Genomic DNA, 19302 nt, shown 5'->3' with positions numbered 1-19302 from the left:
TCGATCTTAGGAAACGTATCGTGCCTCATTCTTCGGTGGCCGCCGGTGTCGCCCACGGCTGCCGCGAACTCACCCGGTACACCGAGTTCCGTGAGGCCGCCGCGCTGTACGCCCGCGTCTTCGCATACACGGAGAACGAGTACGCCCTCAACGCCAACCTGCTCACCGCCCTCGCCCGCAACGGCGGTTCCGCGGTCGGCGCCTTCGCCGACGACGGAGAGCTGATCGGGTTCGCCTACGGGTTCGCCGGCTGTGACACCACCGGCGCGTCTTTCCACTACTCGCAGGCGGCCGCCGTCGATGCCGCGCACCAGGGACGCGGCGTCGGCCAGGCGCTCAAGCTCGCGCAGCGTGCCGTGGCCCTGCGCTGGGGGCAGCGGACGATGCGGTGGACGTTCGATCCGCTGCTGTCACGCAACGCGCACTTCAACCTGAGCTCTCTCGGGGCCGTCGGCATCGCCTACGAGCGCGACTACTACGCCCGTCCCGATACCGACCGTCTGGTGGTCTCGTGGGACCTGGACGTCGCCGATCGCCCGGCCCGTCGGTCGCTTCCCGTCCCGCCCGTGCTCGGGCCGGACGACTGGGGGCGAGCCGTGGCGGCGGACGGCGGCACCTGGATCGCGATCCCGACGCGACCCGGCGCCCTCGACGCCGAGGAGCGCGCGGCGCTCCGGCGGGATCTGGAGCGGACGATGACCGCGGCATTCTGCCGCGGGGACGTCCTCGTCGGGGCCACGCGCCTCGACGACGACACGGCGGTCTACCGCGCGACATCTCGGGAGGGCACGGCATGAACGACCACGACCACGACCAGGAGGATCGCGACCTCGTCTCTCCGCGAGACCGCTACGGCGAGCGCATCCGCACCAACCTCTCCGCCGAGAGCATCCAGGCGCGGATCATCGAGACCGAGCAGCGCACCCTCGCCCAGACCTTCGAGGAGCTCAGCCGCTCGGCCCAGGTGCCGCAGGCCGCCGCGTTGCTGCTCGGCGCCCGACGACGGTACGTGGCCGGCGAGGGCAAGGCGGCGGCGTACGCGCAGCTGCTCAACGCGGATCTCTCGGCGACGCTGTCGAACGTGTTCCTCGTCGACGGGCACGCGCTGCAGCCGCTCACCGTGCTCACGGACGTGCGGGCCAGCGACGTGCTCATCGCGTTCTCCCTGCGGCGCTACCGCGAGGAGACGGTGCGGCTCGGGCGGCTCTTCCATGAAGCCGGGGGTCAGCTCGTCGTCATCACGGACAGCGAGGACGCCCCGCTCGCATCGATCGCGACCTCGCTCATCCGGGTGCGCACCGGATCGGCGTCATACGCCGACTCCCCGACCCCGGTTGCGGCGGTGTGCCACCTGCTGAGCGCGCTCACCACGGCGAGCGCGAAGGGAGCGCGTCGGCGGCTGGCCGAACGCGACCGGCTGGTGGCCCGCCTGGGTCTCTACGGCCCCGAGACCGCGCGGTCCCGCCCCGAGGAGGAGGCGTGAGGGTCGTCCGCGTCCGGCTGTTCGCCCTGCGCCAGCCGCTGCGTCACAGCTTCGAGACGAGCTCGCACCGCAAATCCGGCATCGAACATGTGCTCGTCGAGGTCACCGATGCCGACGGCCGGACGGGCTGGGGGGAGATCGCGTCCCCGAGCGATCCGTTCTACGGTGCGGAGACCACGGTCACCGCGTGGGAGATCGCCACGCGGTACCTCGTGCCCGCGCTGCTCCGTGCCGAGGGGGAGGAGCCGGCGGAGCTGGAGGCGTCGTGGGCGCGTGTCCGCGGGCACGAGTTCGCGAAGGCCGGGTTCTCCGGTGCGGTGTGGGACCTGGCCTCCCGGCGGCGGGGGGTCGCGCTCGCCGCGGCCCTGGGCGGGACGCGCGACGAGGTCGTCGCGGGGGTGTCGTTGGGCATCGAGCCGTCGATCGACGAGCTGCTCGCGCAGGTGGAGCTGCAGCGCGCCGCCGGCTACCCCCGCGTCAAGCTCAAGATCGCTCCGGGATGGGATGTCGAGCCGGTGCGTGCGGTGCGCGGCGCCTACCCCGACCTCGATCTCCACGTGGACGCGAACGGCGCCTACGCCGATGACGAGCGGGCGGCCGCGGTGTTCGCGCGCCTGGATCGCGAGGCGCTGACCATGATCGAGCAGCCCTTCGCGCCGCGGGATCTCGTGGCCCACGCCGATCTGCAGGCGCGGCTCGACACGGACGTGTGCCTGGACGAGTCGGTCGTCGACCTCGGCGACCTGCGGACCATGATCCGGTTGGGTGCAGGGCGGGTCCTCAACATCAAGGTGTCGCGGATGGGCGGGCTCACCGTCGCCCGCGCCGCGCACGACGTTGCGCAGGACGCGGGCATCCCCGTGTGGTGCGGCGGGATGCACGAGTTCGGCGTCGGGCGAGCTGCGAACGTCGCGCTGTCGTCCCTGCCCGGCTTCCTGCTGCCGTCGGACGTGTCGGGATCGGACAAGTACTACGAGTCCGACATCATCGCGCCTCCGGTGACCGCCGTCGCCGGTCGCGTGACGGTCCCCACCGGACCGGGCATCGGACACGAGGTACTCGCCGAGCGCATCGCCCGCGACGCGTCCCGCGTCTTCGACTCCTCCGCGGCCGAGGCCCCCGAGGCCGTCCTGACCGTGGGCTGACCCACCCCGAACCTGCGAGAGCGGAATCCCATGCGTGCACTGCTGCTGTACCGGCTCGATCCCGCCGCCGAGGCCGCGGAGGACGGGATCCACCCCGTCGATCCACGGGAGCCGATCATCCGGGCGACCGACCTCGGCGTCACCCGCGGCGACGGCGTGTTCGAGACCGCCGTGGTGCGCGGGGACAGGCCGCAGGCGCTGGAGGCGCATCTCGCGCGGCTGGAGCGTTCGGCGCAGCTCCTGGGGCTGCCCGCGCCAGGCCGAGAGCTGTGGGCGCGGGCGGTGCGCCGCGCGGCCGCCGAGGTCTCCCGCCCCGGAGTGCTCCGCGACGGGGAGATCGCCTCGATCAAGTTCGCGATGACCCGCGGGGACGAGATCGACCCGGCCGGACCGACGGGGTGGGTGCTCGGCTTCGCGGCAGAGGACCCGGAGGCCGTCCGCGCGCGGGGCGTCTCCGCGGTGGTGCTCGACCGCGGGTACCGGCACGACGTCATGGAGACCGCGCCTTGGCTGCTGCAGGGAGCGAAGTCCCTCGCGTACGCCGTGAACCAGGCGGCCCTGCGGGAGGCACGGAGCCGAGGTGCGGACGATGTCGTCTTCGTCAGCGCCGACGGGTTCGTCCTCGAAGGGCCGCGGTCGACGCTGATCGCGCGGCTCGACGGGACGCTGGTCACGCCACCGTCCGAGCACGGGGTGCTCCCCGGGACGACCCAGGCCGACGTCTTCGCGGGACTCGCCGAGGTGCCCTCCCGCGTCGGTCCGATGATGCGGGACGATCTGGAGCGGGCGGACGCCCTCTGGCTCTGCTCCAGCACCCGCGGTGCGGTGCCCGTGCGGGAGCTGGACGGTGTCGCGCGCGCCGTGGACCCGGTGCTTACCGCGCGGATGAACGCGGTGCTGGATGGACGAGAGGACTGAGATGGTCGACGCGGACCTGCCGATCGATCGGGTGATCGACGGCCACAACGACCTCGCCTGGGCGAGCAGGACGCTGCTCGGCTACCGGGTCGCGGAGCTCTCCGGCCCGGTGACGGCCACGCAGACCGATCTGCCGCGGCTGACCGCGGGCGGGGTCGCCGGCCAGTTCTGGTCGGTCTGGGTCGATCCCGTGCTGGAGGGGGCGGAGCAGGTGGTGGCCACGCTCGAGCAGATCGACTTCGTGCACCGCCTCGTCGACGCCCACCCGCAGCGCTTCGCGATCGCTCGGACGGCGGCCGACGTGCGTGCGGCAATGGCGGAGGGGCGGATCGCCTCGCTCATCGGCATCGAGGGCGGCGACCAGCTCGGCGGATCGCTGGCCGTGCTGCGGCAGTTCGCGCGTCTCGGCGCGCGGTACCTGACGCTCACCTGGTCGCGGACGATCGCCTGGGCGGACTCCGCGACCGACGAGGCGCGCCACGGCGGCCTGACGGACTTCGGACGCGAGGTCGTGCGCGAGATGAACCGCATCGGTGTGCTCGTCGACCTCTCGCACGTCGCTCCGACGACCATGCGGCATGCTCTGGAGATCACGACCCGCCCGGTGATGGTCAGCCACTCCGGCGCTTTCGCCCTGTGCGACCACCCCCGCAACGTGCCGGACGACGTGCTCGCCGCGATCGGCGCGCAGGGCGGCGTCGTGATGGTGCCGTTCGTCCCCACGTTCGTCTCGCAGGGCCGCCGCGACTGGTGGGAAGCCGGGGGAGAAGGAGAGGCGCCGCGCGTCGGCGTCGCGGACGTCGCCGATCACCTGGACCACGTGCGTCGCGTGGCCGGCGCACATGCGGTCGGGATCGGCGCCGACTACGACGGCTCCGATGCGATGCCGGACGGTCTCGGCGATGTCTCGGGGTACCCGGCGCTGTTCGCCGAGCTGCGGCGTCGAGGCTGGTCGGAGGAGGACACCCGGGCCCTGGCGCACGAGAACGTCCTCCGGGTGCTGGAGGCGTCGGACCCCGACCACGAGGCCTTTCTCGCGGGCAGTGCAGGAGAGCCCGCCGCGGCCGCGCTCGCTCCGGCGGTCGACACGACGATCCGGGAGGGGGCGCTGTGACCCCGCGCGTCCTCGTGATCGTCAACTCCGCGAGCTCCGGCCCGCGCCGCCTCGGCACCTGGCTGCGGGAGAAGGCGATCGACGTCGACGAGATCGTGGGAGCCGAGCAGCCGCTGCCCACCTCCCTGGACGGCTACGCCGGACTCGTCATGCTGGGCGGCGGGCTCATGCCGGACGACGATGACCGCGCGCCGTGGCTCGCCGCCGAGCGCGCGCTCGCCGCGGAGGCCATCGACCGTGACCTCCCCACCCTCGGTATCTGCCTGGGCGGTCAGCTGCTCGCCCACGTGGCCGGCGGCGAGGTCGCCGAGAAGACCGGACCCATCGAACGCGGCGCGACCTCCATCCGCCCCACCGCGGCGGGACGTGCCGACGCCCTGTTCGCGGCCCTCGGCGATGAGGCTCCGATGATCGAGAACCATCAGGACATGATCACGCGGCTGCCATCCGCGGCGGTGCTGCTGGCGACGAGCGCCGCCGTCGAGAACCAGGCCTTCCGGCTGGGGGCTCGGGTGCGGGGCGTGCAGTTCCATCCCGAGGCGTCCGCGGCCGACCTCGCCCGTTGGGACGACGCGGCACTGCGGGGAGAGGGACGCTCGCTTCCCGCCCTCATCGCCGCCGCCGAGCGCGTGCACGATCACAACACCGCGGCCAGCCGCGCGCTCATCGAGGCCTTCGCCGACGAGGTGCGCGCCGGGGTCCCCGCATGACCGGGAAGGATGCGGATCTCCTCGTCACGGAGGAGACCGCCGCGGAGGCACTCCGCCACGGCCTGGACGAGCGCGCGCGTCGTGCCGCCCCGGCCGCCATCGCCGCGGTGGCCGAACGGGGAAGCGTCCGCGCAGTGCTCACCCACGGCCATCCCCGCGCCGATGAGGCCCCGACGACGCGGGACACCGTCTTCCGCATCGCGTCGATGTCCAAGAGCTTCCTGGCCGCCACCGTGCTCTCGTTGCGCGACCGCGGCCTGCTCGACCTCCACGCGCCGATCCGCACCTACCTGCCGGAGGTCCGGCTGCAGTATCGGGGCGCCGACGTCGAGGTCACCGGCGACTTGCTGCTCTCCAACCGGTCCGGTCTGGGGGAGGACAACGCCTGGGTGGACCGCCATCTCGGCGCCTCCCGCGCGGAGATCGCGGCGCTCTTCGCGGGTGGGGTGCGGCTCGCGGCCGCGCCGGGAACCGTCTACCAGTACTCCAACCTCGGCCAGTCGCTGCTCGGCCGCGTCGTGGAAGCGGTGACGGGGCGGGCCGTGGAGGACGTCATCCGGGAGACCCTGCTCGAGCCCCTCGGACTGCGCCGGACGGGGCACGGGGCGGACGGCTACGCGCCCGAGACGCTGGCCGGCGGGTTCCGGACGTTCGACGACGGCGCCACGTTCCGCCCCGAGCCGTTCGTGGGGTCCGGGGCACTCGGCTGCATCGGCAGCATGTTCAGCACCGTCGACGACATCGCGAGATGGATGTGGTTCCTCGGCTCGGCCTTCACCGACGACCCGCTGGCGCCCGCCGTGCTGGCTCCGGCGTCGCGACGGGAACTGCAGCAGGCCCGCACCCCCATCCCGGTGCCGTCGGCGATGTTCGACGGGCGCGATCTCGCGGGGGCTGGCTACGGCTACGGCCTCTTCGTCGAAGACGATCGGCGGTTCGGGCGGGTCGTGCAGCACTCCGGCGGCCTTCCCGGATTCTCGGCGCACATGCGCTGGCATGCCGCCACCGGCATCGGCGTCGTGGCCTTCGGGAACTCCGACGAGTTCGGCGCCCGGCGGATCGCAGGCGCCGCGCTCCAGCAGCTGCTCGAACAGACGGACGCCCCCTCCGCGGTCCTGCACCCGTGGGCGGAGACGGTCGCCGCCGCGCACGCTCTCGATGCCGCGATCCGCTCCGGACGGCCTGCCGCCACGTACCCGTTCCTCGCCGACCATGTGCTCGACGACATCCCGGCCGACGTCCGCGATGCCCGGCTGGCGGCACAGGTCCAGGAGATCGGCGGATTCCGCGCAGAGCAGGCCCCGCTCCCGGATCGCGTGGTGGCCGCGGCGACGGAGGCCGAGCTGCGCTGGCGGATCGCGGGGAACCGCGGCGACCTCCTCGTCGACGTGCGGCTGGTCGGGCTGCCGGAGCCTCGCGTGCAGGGGGTGAGCGCGGCGGTCGTCGCGCCAGGGCGGACACGTGTCGCGGGGGAAGGGGCCGGGGCCGCAGAGCGACACCGGATCATCCTGCCGTCCCCCTGATCCCGGGACGGCACAGATCGACCGGGTCCAAAAAACCGCCCTAGGATGGAGACATCCCGACCCGTCCGTTCTGAGGAATCCTCATGCCCGCCACCCCTGTGCGTCGCCTCCTGCCCCTCGCTGCGCTCGCCGCCGCCACCGCCCTGGTGCTGAGCGCGTGCGCCGGCCCGTCCACGGAGAGCGACGGCGGTGAGCTCGTGTGGTCGATCGAGGGCGCGAACCTGTCCGCCGGGCACATGGACCCGCAGGTGAGCCAGCTCGACGTCTCCGGCATGGTGCAGCGGGCGGTGCTCGACTCCCTGGTCTTCCAGGAGGACGACGGCACGTTCAGCCCGTGGCTCGCGAAGAGCTGGGACGTCTCGCCGGACAGCACGGAGTACACGTTCACGCTGCGCGACGATGTGACCTTCACCGACGGCGAGCCGTTCGACGCGGAGGCCGTCAAGGCGAACTTCGACCGGATCGTCGACCCGGAGACCGCCTCGGCTCAGGCGGGGAGCATGCTCGGTGCGGACTTCTACGACGGCACCGAGGTCGTCGACGACCACACGGTGAAGGTCTCGTTCACGCAGCCGTATGCGCCGTTCCTGCAGGCGGCCAGCACCCCGCAGCTCGGCTTCTACTCGCCGGCAGTGCTGGCCGAGTCGGCCGACAAGCTCAAGGCGGGCGGCCCCGACGTCACGGTCGGCACCGGACCCTTCGTGCTCACCGAGTACACCGCAGACCAGGAGATCGTCTACACGCGCAACGACGACTACGCCTGGGGTCCGCACGAGGCGAAGGCGCCGGCGTTCGAGACGCTGCGCGTGCAGATCCAGCCGGAGGCGTCGGTGCGTACCGGAGTGATCGAGAGCGGGGAGGCCGACCTCGCCAGCAACATCCCGCCGAACCAGGTCGCCGGTCTGGACGACGCCGACGTCACGGTCGACTCGGTGGAGTACCCCGGACTGCCCTACTCGCTCTACCTGAACGAGAAGTACGGCGTCTTCGCCGACGAGAAGGTGCGGCAGGCGTTCGCCCGCGGCATCGACGTCGACGCGGCGGTCGAGGAGATCTACTTCGGGCAGTTCCCGAGGGCATGGAGCATCCTCGGCAGCACGACCCCGGGCTACGACGCGTCGCTGGAGGACTCCTGGCCGTTCGATCAGGACGCCGCGAACGCCCTGCTCGACGAGGCCGGGTGGACGGAGCGCGACGCCGACGGCATCCGCATGAAGGACGGCGAGCGCCTGTCCGTGCGGTGGATCGCCTGGACCCCGGTCCCGGACGACCGCGCGGCGCTGGCCAACGCGATCCAGTCGGACCTCAAGGCCATCGGCTTCGAGGTGCAGCGCGAGGAGCTGGAGCCCGGCGCCTACAACGCCCAGTACGAGCCGAAGACGTTCGACCTCACCGACTGGGGCTTCTCGGGCGTGGACGCCGACTTCCTCCGTGCGCACCTGCACACCGACGGCTTCCAGAACGCCTCGCAGGTGAGCGATCCGGAGATCGACGCGCTCCTGGAAGAGGCCGTCGCGTCGAGTGATCAGGACGCCCGCAACGAGCTCTACACGCAGCTGCAGCAGTGGAACGCGGAGTACACGGCCATCGTCCCGCTCTACAGCCCCTCGGCGATCACGGCGGTCGGCGAACGTGTGCAGGGTCTGGACTACGACCTCTACGGGCGGCCGCTCTTCTACGATGTGAGCCTCGGCTGACATCCGGCGGCCGTCGTTTCGAGGGAGCGGGCGGAGTGATCGAACCGTGAAGGCGGTGCTCGGCCGTGCCCTCGGGCTCGTCGCCTCGGTGGTCATCGTGCTGTGGGGCGCCGCGACGGTCGCGTTCCTGGCCTTCCGGGTGATCCCCGGCGACCCGGTCTCGGTGATGCTGGGGCCGCAGGCGCAGGTGAGCGAGGTCGTCAAGGACGGCATCCGCGCCGATCTCGGGCTCGACCGTCCGCCGCTGGAGCAGTACGTCGGCTTCATCGGGCAGCTCGCCCGCGGCGACCTCGGCGAGTCGTACCAGCTGCGGCTGCCGGTGACCGAGGTCATCGGACGGCAGCTCGGCGCGACCGTGCAGCTCTCGGCCCTGGCGCTGGGGATCGCCGTCGTCCTCGCCCTCGCGGTCGCGGTCTTCGTGCGGGGCCGTGTCGGGCGTACCGTCGCCGCCGGCGTCGAGCTCGTGGTGCTCTCCTCGCCGGTGTTCTGGATCGGGCTGCTGCTGCTCAGCGTCTTCGCGTTCGGACTGGGGTGGTTCCCCGTCTCGGGCACCCGCAATCCGGCGACCATCGTCCTGCCGGCGATCACGCTCGCCCTCCCGGTCGCGGCGCTGCTCAGCCAGGTGCTGCGCGACGGGTTGATGCAGGCGGAGCGGATGCCGTTCGCGGAGACGGTCCGCGCGCGGGGCGCCGGGCCGACCTGGTTCACGCTGCGGCACGGGGTGCGGCACGGCGCCGCGTCGGCGGTCACCCTCGCGGCCTATCTCACCGGCTCGGTCCTCGGGGGCGCGGTTCTCGTCGAGACCGTGTTCGCCCGGCCCGGCCTGGGGCGGGTCACTCTCGCCGCCATCAACGACCGGGATCTCCCCGTCCTCACCGGGATCATCCTGCTGAGCGCTCTCGTCTTCGTCGTCATCAACGTGGTGGTGGAGCTCGTGCATCCGCTGATCGACCCCCGCGTCGCCGCCTCCTCCCGACCGGGAGTCGTCCGATGAGTCGGGGGCAGCGGTTCCTGCTGGGCTCCGCCGCGGTCGTGCTGGTCGTGGTCGCCGTCGCCGCCCTCTGGCCGGGGCTGCTCGCCACGCACGATCCGCTGCAGACCGAGGTGCGGGCCGCTCTGCTGCCGCCGAGTGCCGAGCACCTCTTCGGCACCGATCAGAGCGGCCGCGACGTGTACTCCCGCGTGGTGTTCGGCGCGGGGCGCTCGGTCGGGATCGGACTTCTCGCCACCGCCATCGCCCTCGCCGCCGGCCTGCTGGTGGGGGCGCTCGCCGGCATGTCGCCGCGGGGCGTGGACATCACGCTCATGCGCGTCAACGACGTGCTCATGGCGTTCCCGGAGTTCCTGGTGGCGCTCGTCGTGGTGGCCGTGCTGGGACCGGGCCCGGTGAACATCGCCATCGCGGTGACGCTGGCGGCCGCACCCGTGTACGTGCGGCTCGCCCGCGTGCAGACCCGGACGCTCCGCGTGGCGGAGCACGTCGAGGCCGCCCGCATCCTCGGCGTGCCGCCGCTGCGGGCGTTCCGCCGGCACGTGATCCCGGGAGTGCTGGGATCGCTGAGCGTGCTGGCGACCATCGGCATCGGGTCGAGCATCCTCGCCGCCGCCGGACTGAGCTTCCTGGGCCTGGGGCCGTCCGAGCCGACTCCGGAGTGGGGCCTCATGCTCGCCGGCGGTCGCAACGTGCTCGGGCAGGCGTGGTGGGTGTCGGTCTTCCCCGGTCTCGCGATCACGCTGACGGTGGTGTGCGCGACGGTGATCGGTCGGATCCTCCGGGCTCGGGCGGAGGGGAGGGACGCATGAGTGCGGCGCTGGAGGTCGAGGGGCTGCGGATCGCCTTCGCGGGGACTCCCGTCGTGGAGGACGTCTCGTTCGCGGTGGATGCCGGCGAGTGCCTGGCGATCGTGGGGGAGTCGGGGGCGGGGAAGTCGCTCTCAGCTCGCGCTCTGCTCGGCCTCACGCCGTCGACGGCCGACGTCGCCGTCGACCGGCTCCGCATCGACGGGGTGGATGCCGCCGCGCTGACCGAGCGCGGCTGGCGGCGGCTCCGGGGAACCGGGATCGGCCTCGTGTCGCAGGACGCCCTCGTATCCCTGGACCCGTTGCGACGGATCGCGGACGAGATCGCCGAGCCGCTGCGGCTGCACCGCCTCGTGCGCGGGCGCGCGGCCCTCGCTGCGCGGGTGCGGGAGCTTCTCGGACGGGTGTGGATGCCCGACCCCGACCGCCGTGCACGGCAGCGTCCGCAGGAGCTCTCCGGAGGATTGCGGCAGCGCGCGCTCATCGCCTCGGCGCTGGCCGGGAGCCCCGCGGTGCTCGTCGCGGATGAGCCCACCACGGCTCTAGACGCGACTGTGCAGGCCCGGATCCTCGTGCTCCTGCGGGAGATCGCCGACGACGGCACCGCCGTGGTCTTTATCAGTCACGACTTCGCGGCGGTGCGGCGAGTGGCGGATCGGGTGCTGGTGATGAAGGACGGCCGGATCGTGGAGTCCGGCCCGGTCGCGGAGGTACTGGCCGCCCCTCGCCACCCGTACACCCGGCAGCTCCTCGCGGCGACGATGCACGAGCCGCGGGAGGAGCGTGCGGCGTCCTCGGAGGCCGTGGTGGTCGCCGACGACGTGTCCAAGACGTTCGGCGGGGTCCCCGCGGTCGTCGATGCGTCGTTCACGGTGCCCGCCGGGCGGACGCTCGGCATCGTCGGCGAATCCGGATCGGGCAAGACGACCCTCGCCCGGATGCTGGTGGGCGTCGAGAGGCCGGACACCGGAGTGCTGCGGTGGACCGGGGCACCACGGGTGCAGCTCGTGCACCAGAACCCGCTCGGCGCCTTCGACCCGCGGTGGACGGTCGGGCGGTCCCTGGAGGAGGCTCTGGAGGCGGGAGGGGTGCCGCGCGGCGCGCGTCGGATGCGGGTCGCGGCGCTGCTCGCGGAGGTCGGGCTCGACGAGAGCGTCGTGGAACGACGACCGGCGGCGCTGTCAGGCGGGCAGCGGCAGCGGGCGGCCCTGGCGCGGGCTCTCGCGGCGGACCCGGACGTGCTGGTGCTGGACGAGCCCGTCTCCGCTCTCGACCCGTCGGTACGGGAGCGGGTGCTCCGGCTCCTCGCGCGGGTGCAGGAGGAGCGGCGGCTCACAATGGTGTTCGTCTCCCACGACCTCGACGTCGTCGGCGCCGTCGCGGACGACGTCCTGGTCATGCAGGACGGCCGGATCGTCGAGCAGGGGCCCACGGCGGCGGTGTTCGCGGCGCCGCAGCATCCGTTCACCCGGGAGCTGCTCGCGGCGAGCGGCCCCGTCAGTCCGTGACGGTGATCCCGAGCCCGGCCGCCATCACGGGCGCGAGTTGCTGCACCTGCACCGACGAGAGGGTGGTGCCCCGCAGGCTCTGGACGTCGAGGTAGGAGAGCGCGTCGAGGCCGCGGAGGTCCACGTCCTTCGCGCGCAGGCCCCGGGGGTCGACCTCGTCGCTGCGCGTGGCCTGGAACCGGACACGCATCAGTTCGGCCTGCGGGATGTCGATCGTGCGGACGGCGCATCCCACAACGTCGACGTCTTCGGCGCGGGCGGCGCCCAGGTTCAGGTAGTCGATGCGCACGTCCCGAAGCTCGAGCTCGGCCACGCGGGCGTCGCCGAGGTCGAGGGTCCCGATGCGGCCGCCCGTGATCCGGAGTCGACGGATGCTCGCGTTCCGCAGCCGGAGCGACGCGATGCGCGGCTCGGGCAGGTCGACGTCGAGGAGCGTGGCCCCGGTGAGGTCGATGCTGTCGGCGTCGGCCTGCACCGCGCACTGCTCGAGCGTGGCGTACGCGAGGTCGACGGTGCCGGTGAGCTCCAGCGCGGCGGCGAGGAGGTCAGCCCGGCGCGCGGCTTCACGCGGCTCCAGCACGGGCGGCAGGTCGGGCGCGGACACACGGGGCGCGGTCGGGGAGTTCGGCATCCTCCGAGGCTATGTCCTCCCTCCGACACCCTCGCTCCTCCCTGCTCCGGCTCCCAGCTCGCAGATCCTCACTGACTCGCACTCTCCCTCGCAGCCCCTGCGACAGGAGTCCCGATCTGCGACCTCACCCCGGCCCACCTCGGCTCCGTGGCTCCGGGACTCTGCCTGCGGGAGCTCGCTGATCTGCGCCGCGTCGCAGGCCCTCGGCAGGTTCCTCCGACGTGCGCGTGAATCTGCGACATCGGGTGGGGTACGGAGGAGAAGGACTCGGGCTGCACAGGAGAGGGAGTGGGGGAGTTGTGCACAGAGGGTGGGAGGAGTTGGCCGAGACAGGGAACGAGGGAGGGGGTGGGGAGCAGCATCGAGAGCATGAACGGGATGAGGCGGGCACGGCTGCTGCAGGCGATGCGCGAGGTCGACGGAGTCGCACGGGTCGAGAGGCTCCGGGATCGCGGGGTCAGCCGGTACGACCTCGAGACGGCGGTCGCGGAGCGGGTGATCCAGCGGGTGCGAGTCGGGTGGGTGGCGCTGCCCGGTGCCGATCCGCGTCGGGTGACCGCGGCGCAGCACGGTGTTCTGCTGACGTGCGTGACGCAGGCGCGGCGGCTGGGCATCTGGGTGCACGACGAGAGACCGCGCCTTCACCTCGCCGCCAGCCCGGGCAGCCGGGGCGGGAAGCCGCCGGAGGCCCGCGTGCACTGGGCTCGGCCTCTGGTCCCGCGACACCCCGATGCGCTGGAGGACCCGATCGAGAATGTGCTGAGCCTGGTGTCCACGTGCGAGCCGTACGAACAGGCGCTCGCGACCTGGGAGTCGGCATTGAACAAGGGGCTCGTCGATCGAGAGAGGCTGCTCCGACTCCGCTGGGGACCGCGCGCGCGGCGGCTCCTGGCCGAGGCGCTGCCGTTCGCGGATGCGGGGCTCGAGACCTACCTGCGCGTGCGACTGCGCTGGCTCCGGCTGCCGCTGCGCTTCCAGACGTGGATCGCCGGGCATCGGGTGGACGCCCTGATCGGCGAGCGGCTCGTGCTGCAGATCGACGGCGGCACCCATGTCGGAGCCCAGCGCGACCAGGACAACCGTCACGATGCGGAGCTGAAGCTGCGCGGCTACCACGTCATCCGTCTGGGCTATCACCAGGTGATGGACGAGTGGCCCGCGGTGCAGGACCTCCTCATGCGGGCCGTCGCCCAGGGACTGCATCGTGCTCGCACGGCGTGATGTCGCAGATCCCACTCCGGGTCGCAGGGATGTCTCCAGAACCTGCGACGTGGAAGAGAATCCGCGGGAGGAGGAGCACGCGTACAATGGGCACACGAGCATCGATCCGGCCATCACCGGGGAGCTCTCGGAAGAACGGTCCGGCGACGGACTCAGTAGAACCGAGCGGGGCAGGCCCGTCACAGCCGCAGTGAGAGTGGTCCGTGGGTCTCTGAGCTTGTCGAGGGGACGCAGGGGCACGCGAGGTGGTACCGCGGTCCGCGAGGATCGTCCTCGCAGCAGCATCCGCCACGACGACCACTGCGAGAGACCATGACCTACCCGCGCTCCTCCTTCGGCCCCGCTGCCGACCAGGCCACCACTGTGGCGCCGAGCCCCCGCTTCCCGCAGATCGAGGAGGAGGTGCTCGACTTTTGGAAGACCGACGACACCTTCCGCGCCTCCATCGAGCAGCGCGAAGGCGCTCCCGAGTGGGTGTTCTACGACGGCCCTCCCTTCGCGAACGGTCTGCCGCACTACGGCCACCTGCTCACGGGCTACGCCAAGGACGTGTTCCCGCGCTTCCAGACGATGATCGGGCACAAGGTCGACCGCGTCTTCGGATGGGACACCCACGGGCTCCCGGCCGAGCTCGAGGCGATGAAGCAGCTCGGGATCACCGAGAAGAGCGAGATCGAGGAGATGGGGATCGACGTCTTCAACGAGAAGGCGCGCTCCTCGGTCCTGAAGTACACGCGGGAGTGGGAGGACTACGTCACCCGCCAGGCCCGGTGGGTGGACTTCGAGCGCGGCTACAAGACGCTCGACCTCGGCTACATGGAGAGCGTGCTCTGGGCCTTCAAGACCCTGTACGACAAGGGGCTCGCTTACGAGGGCTACCGCGTCCTCCCGTACTGCTGGCGCGATGAGACGCCGCTGTCCGCCCACGAGCTGCGCATGGACGACGACGTCTACCAGATGCGACAGGACCCGTCGGTCACCGTCACCTTCCCGCTCACCGGCGCGAAGGCCGAGGCGCTGGGCCTCACCGGCGTGCGCGCCCTCGCCTGGACGACGACCCCGTGGACCCTGCCGACCAACCTCGCGCTCGCCGTGGGGCCGGACATCGAGTACGTGGTGCTGCCCGCCGGTCCCGCCGGCGCCTCCGACGTGCACCAGGGCCGCGCCGCTCCCTCGGCCGACCAGCTCGCGGTCGAGGCCTCCGCACACCGCTACCTGCTCGCGAAGGACCTGCTCGGCGGATACGCCAAGGATCTCGGTTACGAGAGCCCGGAGGACGCGCTCGCCGCGGTCGACGCCACGCTGCGCGGTGCGGAGCTGGCCGACGTCACCTACGACCGCCTGTTCGACTACTACGCGGACGAGGAGACCTACGGCACGGGGAACGCCTGGCGCATCCTCGTCGACGACTATGTGACCACCACCGACGGCACCGGCATCGTCCACCAGGCACCGGCCTACGGTGAGGACGACCAGCGCGTCGCCGGCGCCGCGGGCATCCCGACGATCCTGTCGCTCGACGACGGCGGGCGCTTCCTCCCGAACGTCACGGATGTCGCGGGCGAGCTGTGGATGGACGCGAACACCCCGCTCGTGCGGATCATCCGGGACAACGGCCGCCTGGTCCGGCTGCAGAGCTACGAGCACTCCTACCCGCACTGCTGGCGCTGCCGGAACCCTCTCATCTACAAGGCCGTGTCGAGCTGGTTCATCCGGGTCACCGACATCAAGGACGACCTCCTCGCGAACAACGAGCAGATCACCTGGGTGCCGGAGAACGTGAAGGAGGGGCAGTTCGGCAAGTGGCTCGAGGGCGCCCGCGACTGGTCGATCAGCCGCAACCGCTACTGGGGCTCGCCCATCCCGATCTGGAAGAGCGACGACCCGGAGTACCCACGCGTCGACGCCTACGGCTCGCTGGAGGAGCTGGAGCGCGACTTCGGCACGCTGCCGCGGAATCCCGAGGGCGAGGTGGATCTGCACCGCCCCTACATCGACGATCTGACCAGGCCGAACCCGGACGACCCCACGGGCAAGAGCACGATGCGGCGCATCGGCGACGTCTTCGACGTGTGGTTCGACTCCGGCTCGATGCCCTACGCCCAGGTGCACTATCCGTTCGAGAACCAGGAGTGGTTCGACTCGCACTCCCCGGCGGACTTCATCGTGGAGTACATCGGCCAGACCCGCGGCTGGTTCTACGTCATGCACGTGCTCTCGACGGCGCTGTTCAACCGCCCGGCGTTCACGGGCGTCAGCTGCCACGGCATCGTGCTCGGCAGCGACGGCTACAAGATGTCGAAGTCGCTGCGGAACTATCCGGACGTGTCGGAGGTGCTGGACCGCGACGGGTCCGACGCGATGCGCTGGTTCCTGATGTCCAGCGCAGTGCTCCGCGGAGGCAACCTCATCGTCACCGAGGAGGGCATCCGGTCCGGCGTGCGCGAATTCCTGCTGCCGCTGTGGAACTCGTGGTACTTCTTCGCGACGTATGCGAATGCTTCGACAGGCTCAGCAGCCCAGGGAGGAGCAGGCTCGGCAACCCAGGGAGGAGCAGGCTCAGCAGCCCAGGGAGGAGCAGGCTCCGCGACCCAGGGAGGCGGGTACGAGGCGTCGTGGCGCACCGACTCGACCGACGTCCTCGACCGGTACATCCTCGCGCGGCTGGGCGACCTCGTTCGCGAGGTCCGGGCCGATCTGGAAGGTCTGGACTCGACCACCGCGTCCGCGCGACTGCGTGACTTCGCCGAGGTGCTGACGAACTGGTACATCCGCCGCTCGCGGGACCGGTTCTGGGTGGGCGTGACGGACGACCCGAAGAGCCGCGAGGCCTTCGACACGCTCTACACGGTGCTGGAGACCCTGTGCCGCGTGGCCGCGCCGCTCGTCCCGCTCATCAGCGAGCGCGTGTGGCAGGGCCTCACCGGCGGGCGCAGCGTGCACCTGCAGGACTGGCCCGATGCGGATCAGTTCCCCGCCGCCGACGAGATCCGCGACGCCATGGATGCCGTCCGTGAGCTGTCGAGCGTCGGTAACGCGCTGCGCAAGAAGGAGAAGCTGCGCGTGCGGCTGCCGCTCGCACGGCTCACGGTGGTCTCTCCGCTCGCGGCCGACCTCGGCCAGTTCGAGGACATCCTCCGCGAGGAGCTCAACGTGAAGACCGTCGAGCTCGTCCCGCTGACCGACGAGGCGGCGGGGGAGTACGGCATCAGCCACCGGCTGAGCGTGAACGCCCGCGCTGCGGGTCCGCGCCTCGGCAAGGACGTGCAGAAGGCCATCCAGGCCGCGCGCTCGGGTGACTGGTCCGAGACCGACGGCGTCGTGACCGCCGGCGGCATCGCTCTGGAGCCCGCTGAGTACGACCTCGTCCTCGAGACCACGGGTCGCCCCGAGGGGGAGGCCCTGGCCATCGTCCCGTCCGGCGGCTTCGTCCTTCTCGACACCGACACGACGCCGGAGCTGGAGGCGGAGGGCATCGCCCGCGACGCCATCCGCGTCGTGCAGGAGGCGCGCAAGAATGCGGGACTCGACGTCAGCGACCGGATCGTGCTGGCCCTCAACGCCGCCCCCGCGGAGGCGGCGGCGCTGGAGACCCATGCCGACCTCATCGCCGCCGAGACGCTCGCCGTGGCGTTCGCCGTGCAGCCGACCGACGACCTCGACCGGCTCGTCGACGAGGTCACCAGCCCCGGAGACGGCGTGCATCGGAGCGGGGCGAAGGCCCTCGGGGCCGGGAAGGCGCCGCTCCTCGTCACGATCGACACGAACCTGGAGAAGGTGGGCGCATGAGTGCGAGAGACCGGGCCGACGCCGTCTACGAGACGCTGCTGAGCCGTGCCGGGGAACGCTGGGTGCAGCCGCGCAAGGAGCGGACGGCGCGGATCCTCGAGTACCTCGACGATCCGCAGCGCACCTACCGCGTCATCCACATCACCGGCACCAACGGCAAGACGTCGACCGCGCGGATGATCGAGAGCCTGCTGCGCGCCCATGATCTGCGCACCGGCCTGTTCACGAGTCCGCACCTGGAGCGCTTCACCGAGCGCATCATGATCGACGGCGAGCCGATCGCCGACGAGGCCGTCGCCGATGCCTGGGACGAGATCGAACCGTTCGTGGGGATCGTCGACGCCGAGCTCGAGGCGGCGGGGGAGGCCCCGCTGACGTTCTTCGAGCTGCTCACGGTCCTCGCCTTCGTCGCGGTCGCCGACGCGCCCGTCGACGTGCTCGTCCTCGAGGTCGGCATGGGTGGCGAGTGGGACTCCACGAACACCGCCGACGGCGACGTGGCGGTGTTCGCTCCGATCGACATCGACCACGCGGACCGCCTGGGGAGCACGATCGCCGAGATCGCCCGGGTCAAGGCCGGCATCATCAAGGAGGGCGCCGCCGTCGTCTCCGCCCAGCAGCCCGCCGAGGCCGCCGAGGTGCTGCGCCGTGTGGCCGCGGAGCGTCATGCCACCATCGCCTTCGAAGGCGAGGACTTCGGGCTCGCCGAGCAGAAGCTCGCGGTCGGCGGCCAACTCCTCACCATCCGGGGCCTCGCGGGGCAGTACGAGGAGGAGTACCTGCCGCTGTACGGCGCGCACCAGGGTCACAACGCCGCCCTGGCCGTCGCCGCCGTCGAGTCGCTCATCGGCGGCGCCGGTCAGGCGATCGCCGGCGGCGTGATCTCCGACGGACTCCAGGGCAGCACGTCTCCCGGCCGGCTGCAGCTCCTCGGCATCGCCCCCACCGTCATCGTCGACGCCGCGCACAACCCGCACGGGGCCGCGGCGCTCGCCCAGGCGCTCGACGACAGCTTCGACTTCGACGAGTGGGGCCTCGTGCTCGGCGTCCTCGCGGACAAGGACGCGGCGGGGATCGTCGCGCGGCTCGCACCGGCCGCTGCGCACGTCTTCGCGACCGCGCCGGAGTCGGACCGCGCCAGCGATGCCGACCTCATCGCGGACCTCGTCGAACAGGCCGGACAGCGCGCCACCGTGCACCCGTCGCTCGCCGACGCCGCGGACGCGGCCCGGGAATGGGCGGCCTCGTCGGATCGTCGGGCCGTGGTCATCGCCGGCTCCGTCGTGCTCGCGGGTGAGGCGATCGCGCTCTCCGAGGAGGAGGACTGGAAGTCGGGGTGGCGCGCATGAGTGCCGCCGCCGCCCCGCGTCGACCGCGCGCCCCGCGCACCCTCGTGCAGAAGCTCGCCCCGGTGGTGCTCGGCTTCGAGGCGATCGTCGTCTTCCTCGTCGGTCTCACCATCTTCGGCTTGAAGGCTCTGCCCGCCGGCATCGAGCAGTGGTGGGGGATCGTGGGCGGTGCCGTCGTGGCCGTGGCCTGCGTCGTCATCGCGGGCATGATCACGAAGCCCTGGGCGATCCCCGCCGGATGGATCGTGCAGATCGTGGTCGCGCTGTCGGCCATCGCCGTCCCCGCGGTGCTTCTCGTCGTCCTGATTTTCGGCGGCATGTGGGCGTATGCGACCATCATGGGGGCCCGCCTGGACGCACGACGCCCGAGCGGGGCTCCGACCGCGCAGAACGCAGACACAGAGAGTGAATGAC

16 protein-coding genes are annotated in these 19302 nt (G+C 71.8%); 15 read left to right on the top strand and 1 reads right to left on the bottom strand.

Features of this window, described 5'->3' with window-relative positions; genetic code table 11:
• Positions 1-20: 20 nt before the first annotated feature.
• The 11 genes from KVS71_RS08465 to KVS71_RS08415 all read left to right on the top strand — a co-directional run bounded on the left by KVS71_RS08465 (position 21) and on the right by KVS71_RS08415 (position 11898).
• Positions 21-797: a GNAT family N-acetyltransferase gene (locus KVS71_RS08465; protein ID WP_217584333.1), complete on the top strand. Its 777-nt coding sequence runs from the start codon at positions 21-23 to the stop codon at positions 795-797.
• Positions 794-1483: an SIS domain-containing protein gene (locus tag KVS71_RS08460; RefSeq protein ID WP_217584332.1), complete on the top strand. Its 690-nt coding sequence runs from the start codon at positions 794-796 to the stop codon at positions 1481-1483. Before KVS71_RS08465 ends, KVS71_RS08460 begins: the two co-directional genes overlap by 4 nt.
• Positions 1480-2628 carry an o-succinylbenzoate synthase gene (gene menC, locus KVS71_RS08455; RefSeq protein WP_217584331.1) on the top strand — a complete coding sequence of 383 codons (1149 nt, stop codon included), beginning with the start codon at positions 1480-1482 and terminating at the stop codon, positions 2626-2628. Before KVS71_RS08460 ends, menC begins: the two co-directional genes overlap by 4 nt.
• A gap of 30 nt (positions 2629-2658) precedes the next feature.
• A complete protein-coding gene (locus tag KVS71_RS08450; protein ID WP_217584330.1) occupies positions 2659-3546 on the top strand; it encodes an aminotransferase class IV in 888 nt (295 codons plus the stop codon).
• Positions 3530-4660, top strand: coding sequence for a dipeptidase (locus KVS71_RS08445; protein ID WP_254635586.1), 1131 nt, complete (start codon positions 3530-3532; stop codon positions 4658-4660). Before KVS71_RS08450 ends, KVS71_RS08445 begins: the two co-directional genes overlap by 17 nt.
• Positions 4657-5370, top strand: coding sequence for a type 1 glutamine amidotransferase (locus KVS71_RS08440; protein WP_217584329.1), 714 nt, complete (start codon positions 4657-4659; stop codon positions 5368-5370). Before KVS71_RS08445 ends, KVS71_RS08440 begins: the two co-directional genes overlap by 4 nt.
• Positions 5367-6893 (top strand): serine hydrolase domain-containing protein, encoded by a 1527-nt coding sequence (locus KVS71_RS08435; RefSeq protein ID WP_217584328.1) that lies wholly within the window; start codon positions 5367-5369, stop codon positions 6891-6893. The genes KVS71_RS08440 and KVS71_RS08435 overlap by 4 nt, the downstream gene beginning before the upstream one ends.
• Positions 6894-6976: 83 nt before the next feature.
• Positions 6977-8590, top strand: a complete 1614-nt coding sequence (locus KVS71_RS08430; RefSeq protein WP_217584327.1) for an ABC transporter substrate-binding protein — start codon at positions 6977-6979, stop codon at positions 8588-8590.
• Positions 8591-8636: 46 nt separating this feature from the next.
• The gene (locus KVS71_RS08425) at positions 8637-9584 is read left to right on the top strand and encodes an ABC transporter permease (protein WP_105949990.1); all 948 of its coding nucleotides are present in this window, start codon (positions 8637-8639) and stop codon (positions 9582-9584) included.
• Positions 9581-10393: an ABC transporter permease gene (locus tag KVS71_RS08420; RefSeq protein ID WP_060921671.1), complete on the top strand. Its 813-nt coding sequence runs from the start codon at positions 9581-9583 to the stop codon at positions 10391-10393. Before KVS71_RS08425 ends, KVS71_RS08420 begins: the two co-directional genes overlap by 4 nt.
• The gene (locus KVS71_RS08415; RefSeq protein ID WP_217584326.1) at positions 10390-11898 is read left to right on the top strand and encodes an ABC transporter ATP-binding protein; all 1509 of its coding nucleotides are present in this window, start codon (positions 10390-10392) and stop codon (positions 11896-11898) included. Before KVS71_RS08420 ends, KVS71_RS08415 begins: the two co-directional genes overlap by 4 nt.
• On the opposite strand, the gene KVS71_RS08410 is transcribed toward KVS71_RS08415, so the two are convergent.
• Complete coding sequence (locus KVS71_RS08410) at positions 11888-12529, bottom strand: pentapeptide repeat-containing protein (RefSeq protein ID WP_060921673.1); 642 nt, start codon at positions 12527-12529, stop codon at positions 11888-11890. The genes KVS71_RS08415 and KVS71_RS08410 overlap by 11 nt on opposite strands.
• A gap of 369 nt (positions 12530-12898) precedes the next feature.
• Here KVS71_RS08410 and KVS71_RS08405 point away from each other — a divergent pair, with 369 nt between their 5' ends.
• From KVS71_RS08405 to KVS71_RS08390, 4 genes are all read left to right on the top strand, one after another.
• Positions 12899-13750, top strand: coding sequence for a DUF559 domain-containing protein (locus tag KVS71_RS08405; protein ID WP_254635585.1), 852 nt, complete (start codon positions 12899-12901; stop codon positions 13748-13750).
• Between the two features lie 312 nt (positions 13751-14062).
• Entirely contained in the window at positions 14063-17539 is a 3477-nt protein-coding gene (ileS, locus tag KVS71_RS08400) for an isoleucine--tRNA ligase (protein ID WP_217584325.1), read from the top strand.
• The gene (locus KVS71_RS08395) at positions 17536-18888 is read left to right on the top strand and encodes a folylpolyglutamate synthase/dihydrofolate synthase family protein (RefSeq protein ID WP_217584324.1); all 1353 of its coding nucleotides are present in this window, start codon (positions 17536-17538) and stop codon (positions 18886-18888) included. The genes ileS and KVS71_RS08395 overlap by 4 nt, the downstream gene beginning before the upstream one ends.
• Complete coding sequence (locus KVS71_RS08390) at positions 18885-19301, top strand: DUF4233 domain-containing protein (protein ID WP_231919630.1); 417 nt, start codon at positions 18885-18887, stop codon at positions 19299-19301. Before KVS71_RS08395 ends, KVS71_RS08390 begins: the two co-directional genes overlap by 4 nt.
• Position 19302 lies beyond the last annotated feature (1 nt).

Origin of the sequence: Microbacterium sp. GbtcB4 (genome assembly GCF_019091465.1) — a bacterium.
GTDB lineage: Bacteria > Actinomycetota > Actinomycetes > Actinomycetales > Microbacteriaceae > Microbacterium > Microbacterium paraoxydans.
Note: the sequence above shows the minus strand (reverse complement) of the source record. Positions and strands in the feature narration are given on the sequence as shown.

What these genes read in the sequence shown, in the direction of transcription:
- KVS71_RS08460 (WP_217584332.1), top strand. Translation starts at nt 794, where the DNA reads ATGAACGACCACGACCACGACCAGGAGGATCGCGACCTCGTCTCTCCG.
- KVS71_RS08450 (WP_217584330.1), top strand. Translation starts at nt 2,659, where the DNA reads ATGCGTGCACTGCTGCTGTACCGGCTCGATCCCGCCGCCGAGGCCGCG.
- KVS71_RS08445 (WP_254635586.1), top strand. Translation starts at nt 3,530, where the DNA reads ATGGACGAGAGGACTGAGATGGTCGACGCGGACCTGCCGATCGATCGG.
- KVS71_RS08435 (WP_217584328.1), top strand. Translation starts at nt 5,367, where the DNA reads ATGACCGGGAAGGATGCGGATCTCCTCGTCACGGAGGAGACCGCCGCG.
- KVS71_RS08430 (WP_217584327.1), top strand. Translation starts at nt 6,977, where the DNA reads ATGCCCGCCACCCCTGTGCGTCGCCTCCTGCCCCTCGCTGCGCTCGCC.
- KVS71_RS08420 (WP_060921671.1), top strand. Translation starts at nt 9,581, where the DNA reads ATGAGTCGGGGGCAGCGGTTCCTGCTGGGCTCCGCCGCGGTCGTGCTG.
- KVS71_RS08415 (WP_217584326.1), top strand. Translation starts at nt 10,390, where the DNA reads ATGAGTGCGGCGCTGGAGGTCGAGGGGCTGCGGATCGCCTTCGCGGGG.
- KVS71_RS08410 (WP_060921673.1), bottom strand. Translation starts at nt 12,529, where the DNA reads ATGCCGAACTCCCCGACCGCGCCCCGTGTGTCCGCGCCCGACCTGCCG.
- KVS71_RS08405 (WP_254635585.1), top strand. Translation starts at nt 12,899, where the DNA reads ATGAACGGGATGAGGCGGGCACGGCTGCTGCAGGCGATGCGCGAGGTC.
- ileS (WP_217584325.1), top strand. Translation starts at nt 14,063, where the DNA reads ATGACCTACCCGCGCTCCTCCTTCGGCCCCGCTGCCGACCAGGCCACC.
- KVS71_RS08395 (WP_217584324.1), top strand. Translation starts at nt 17,536, where the DNA reads ATGAGTGCGAGAGACCGGGCCGACGCCGTCTACGAGACGCTGCTGAGC.
- KVS71_RS08390 (WP_231919630.1), top strand. Translation starts at nt 18,885, where the DNA reads ATGAGTGCCGCCGCCGCCCCGCGTCGACCGCGCGCCCCGCGCACCCTC.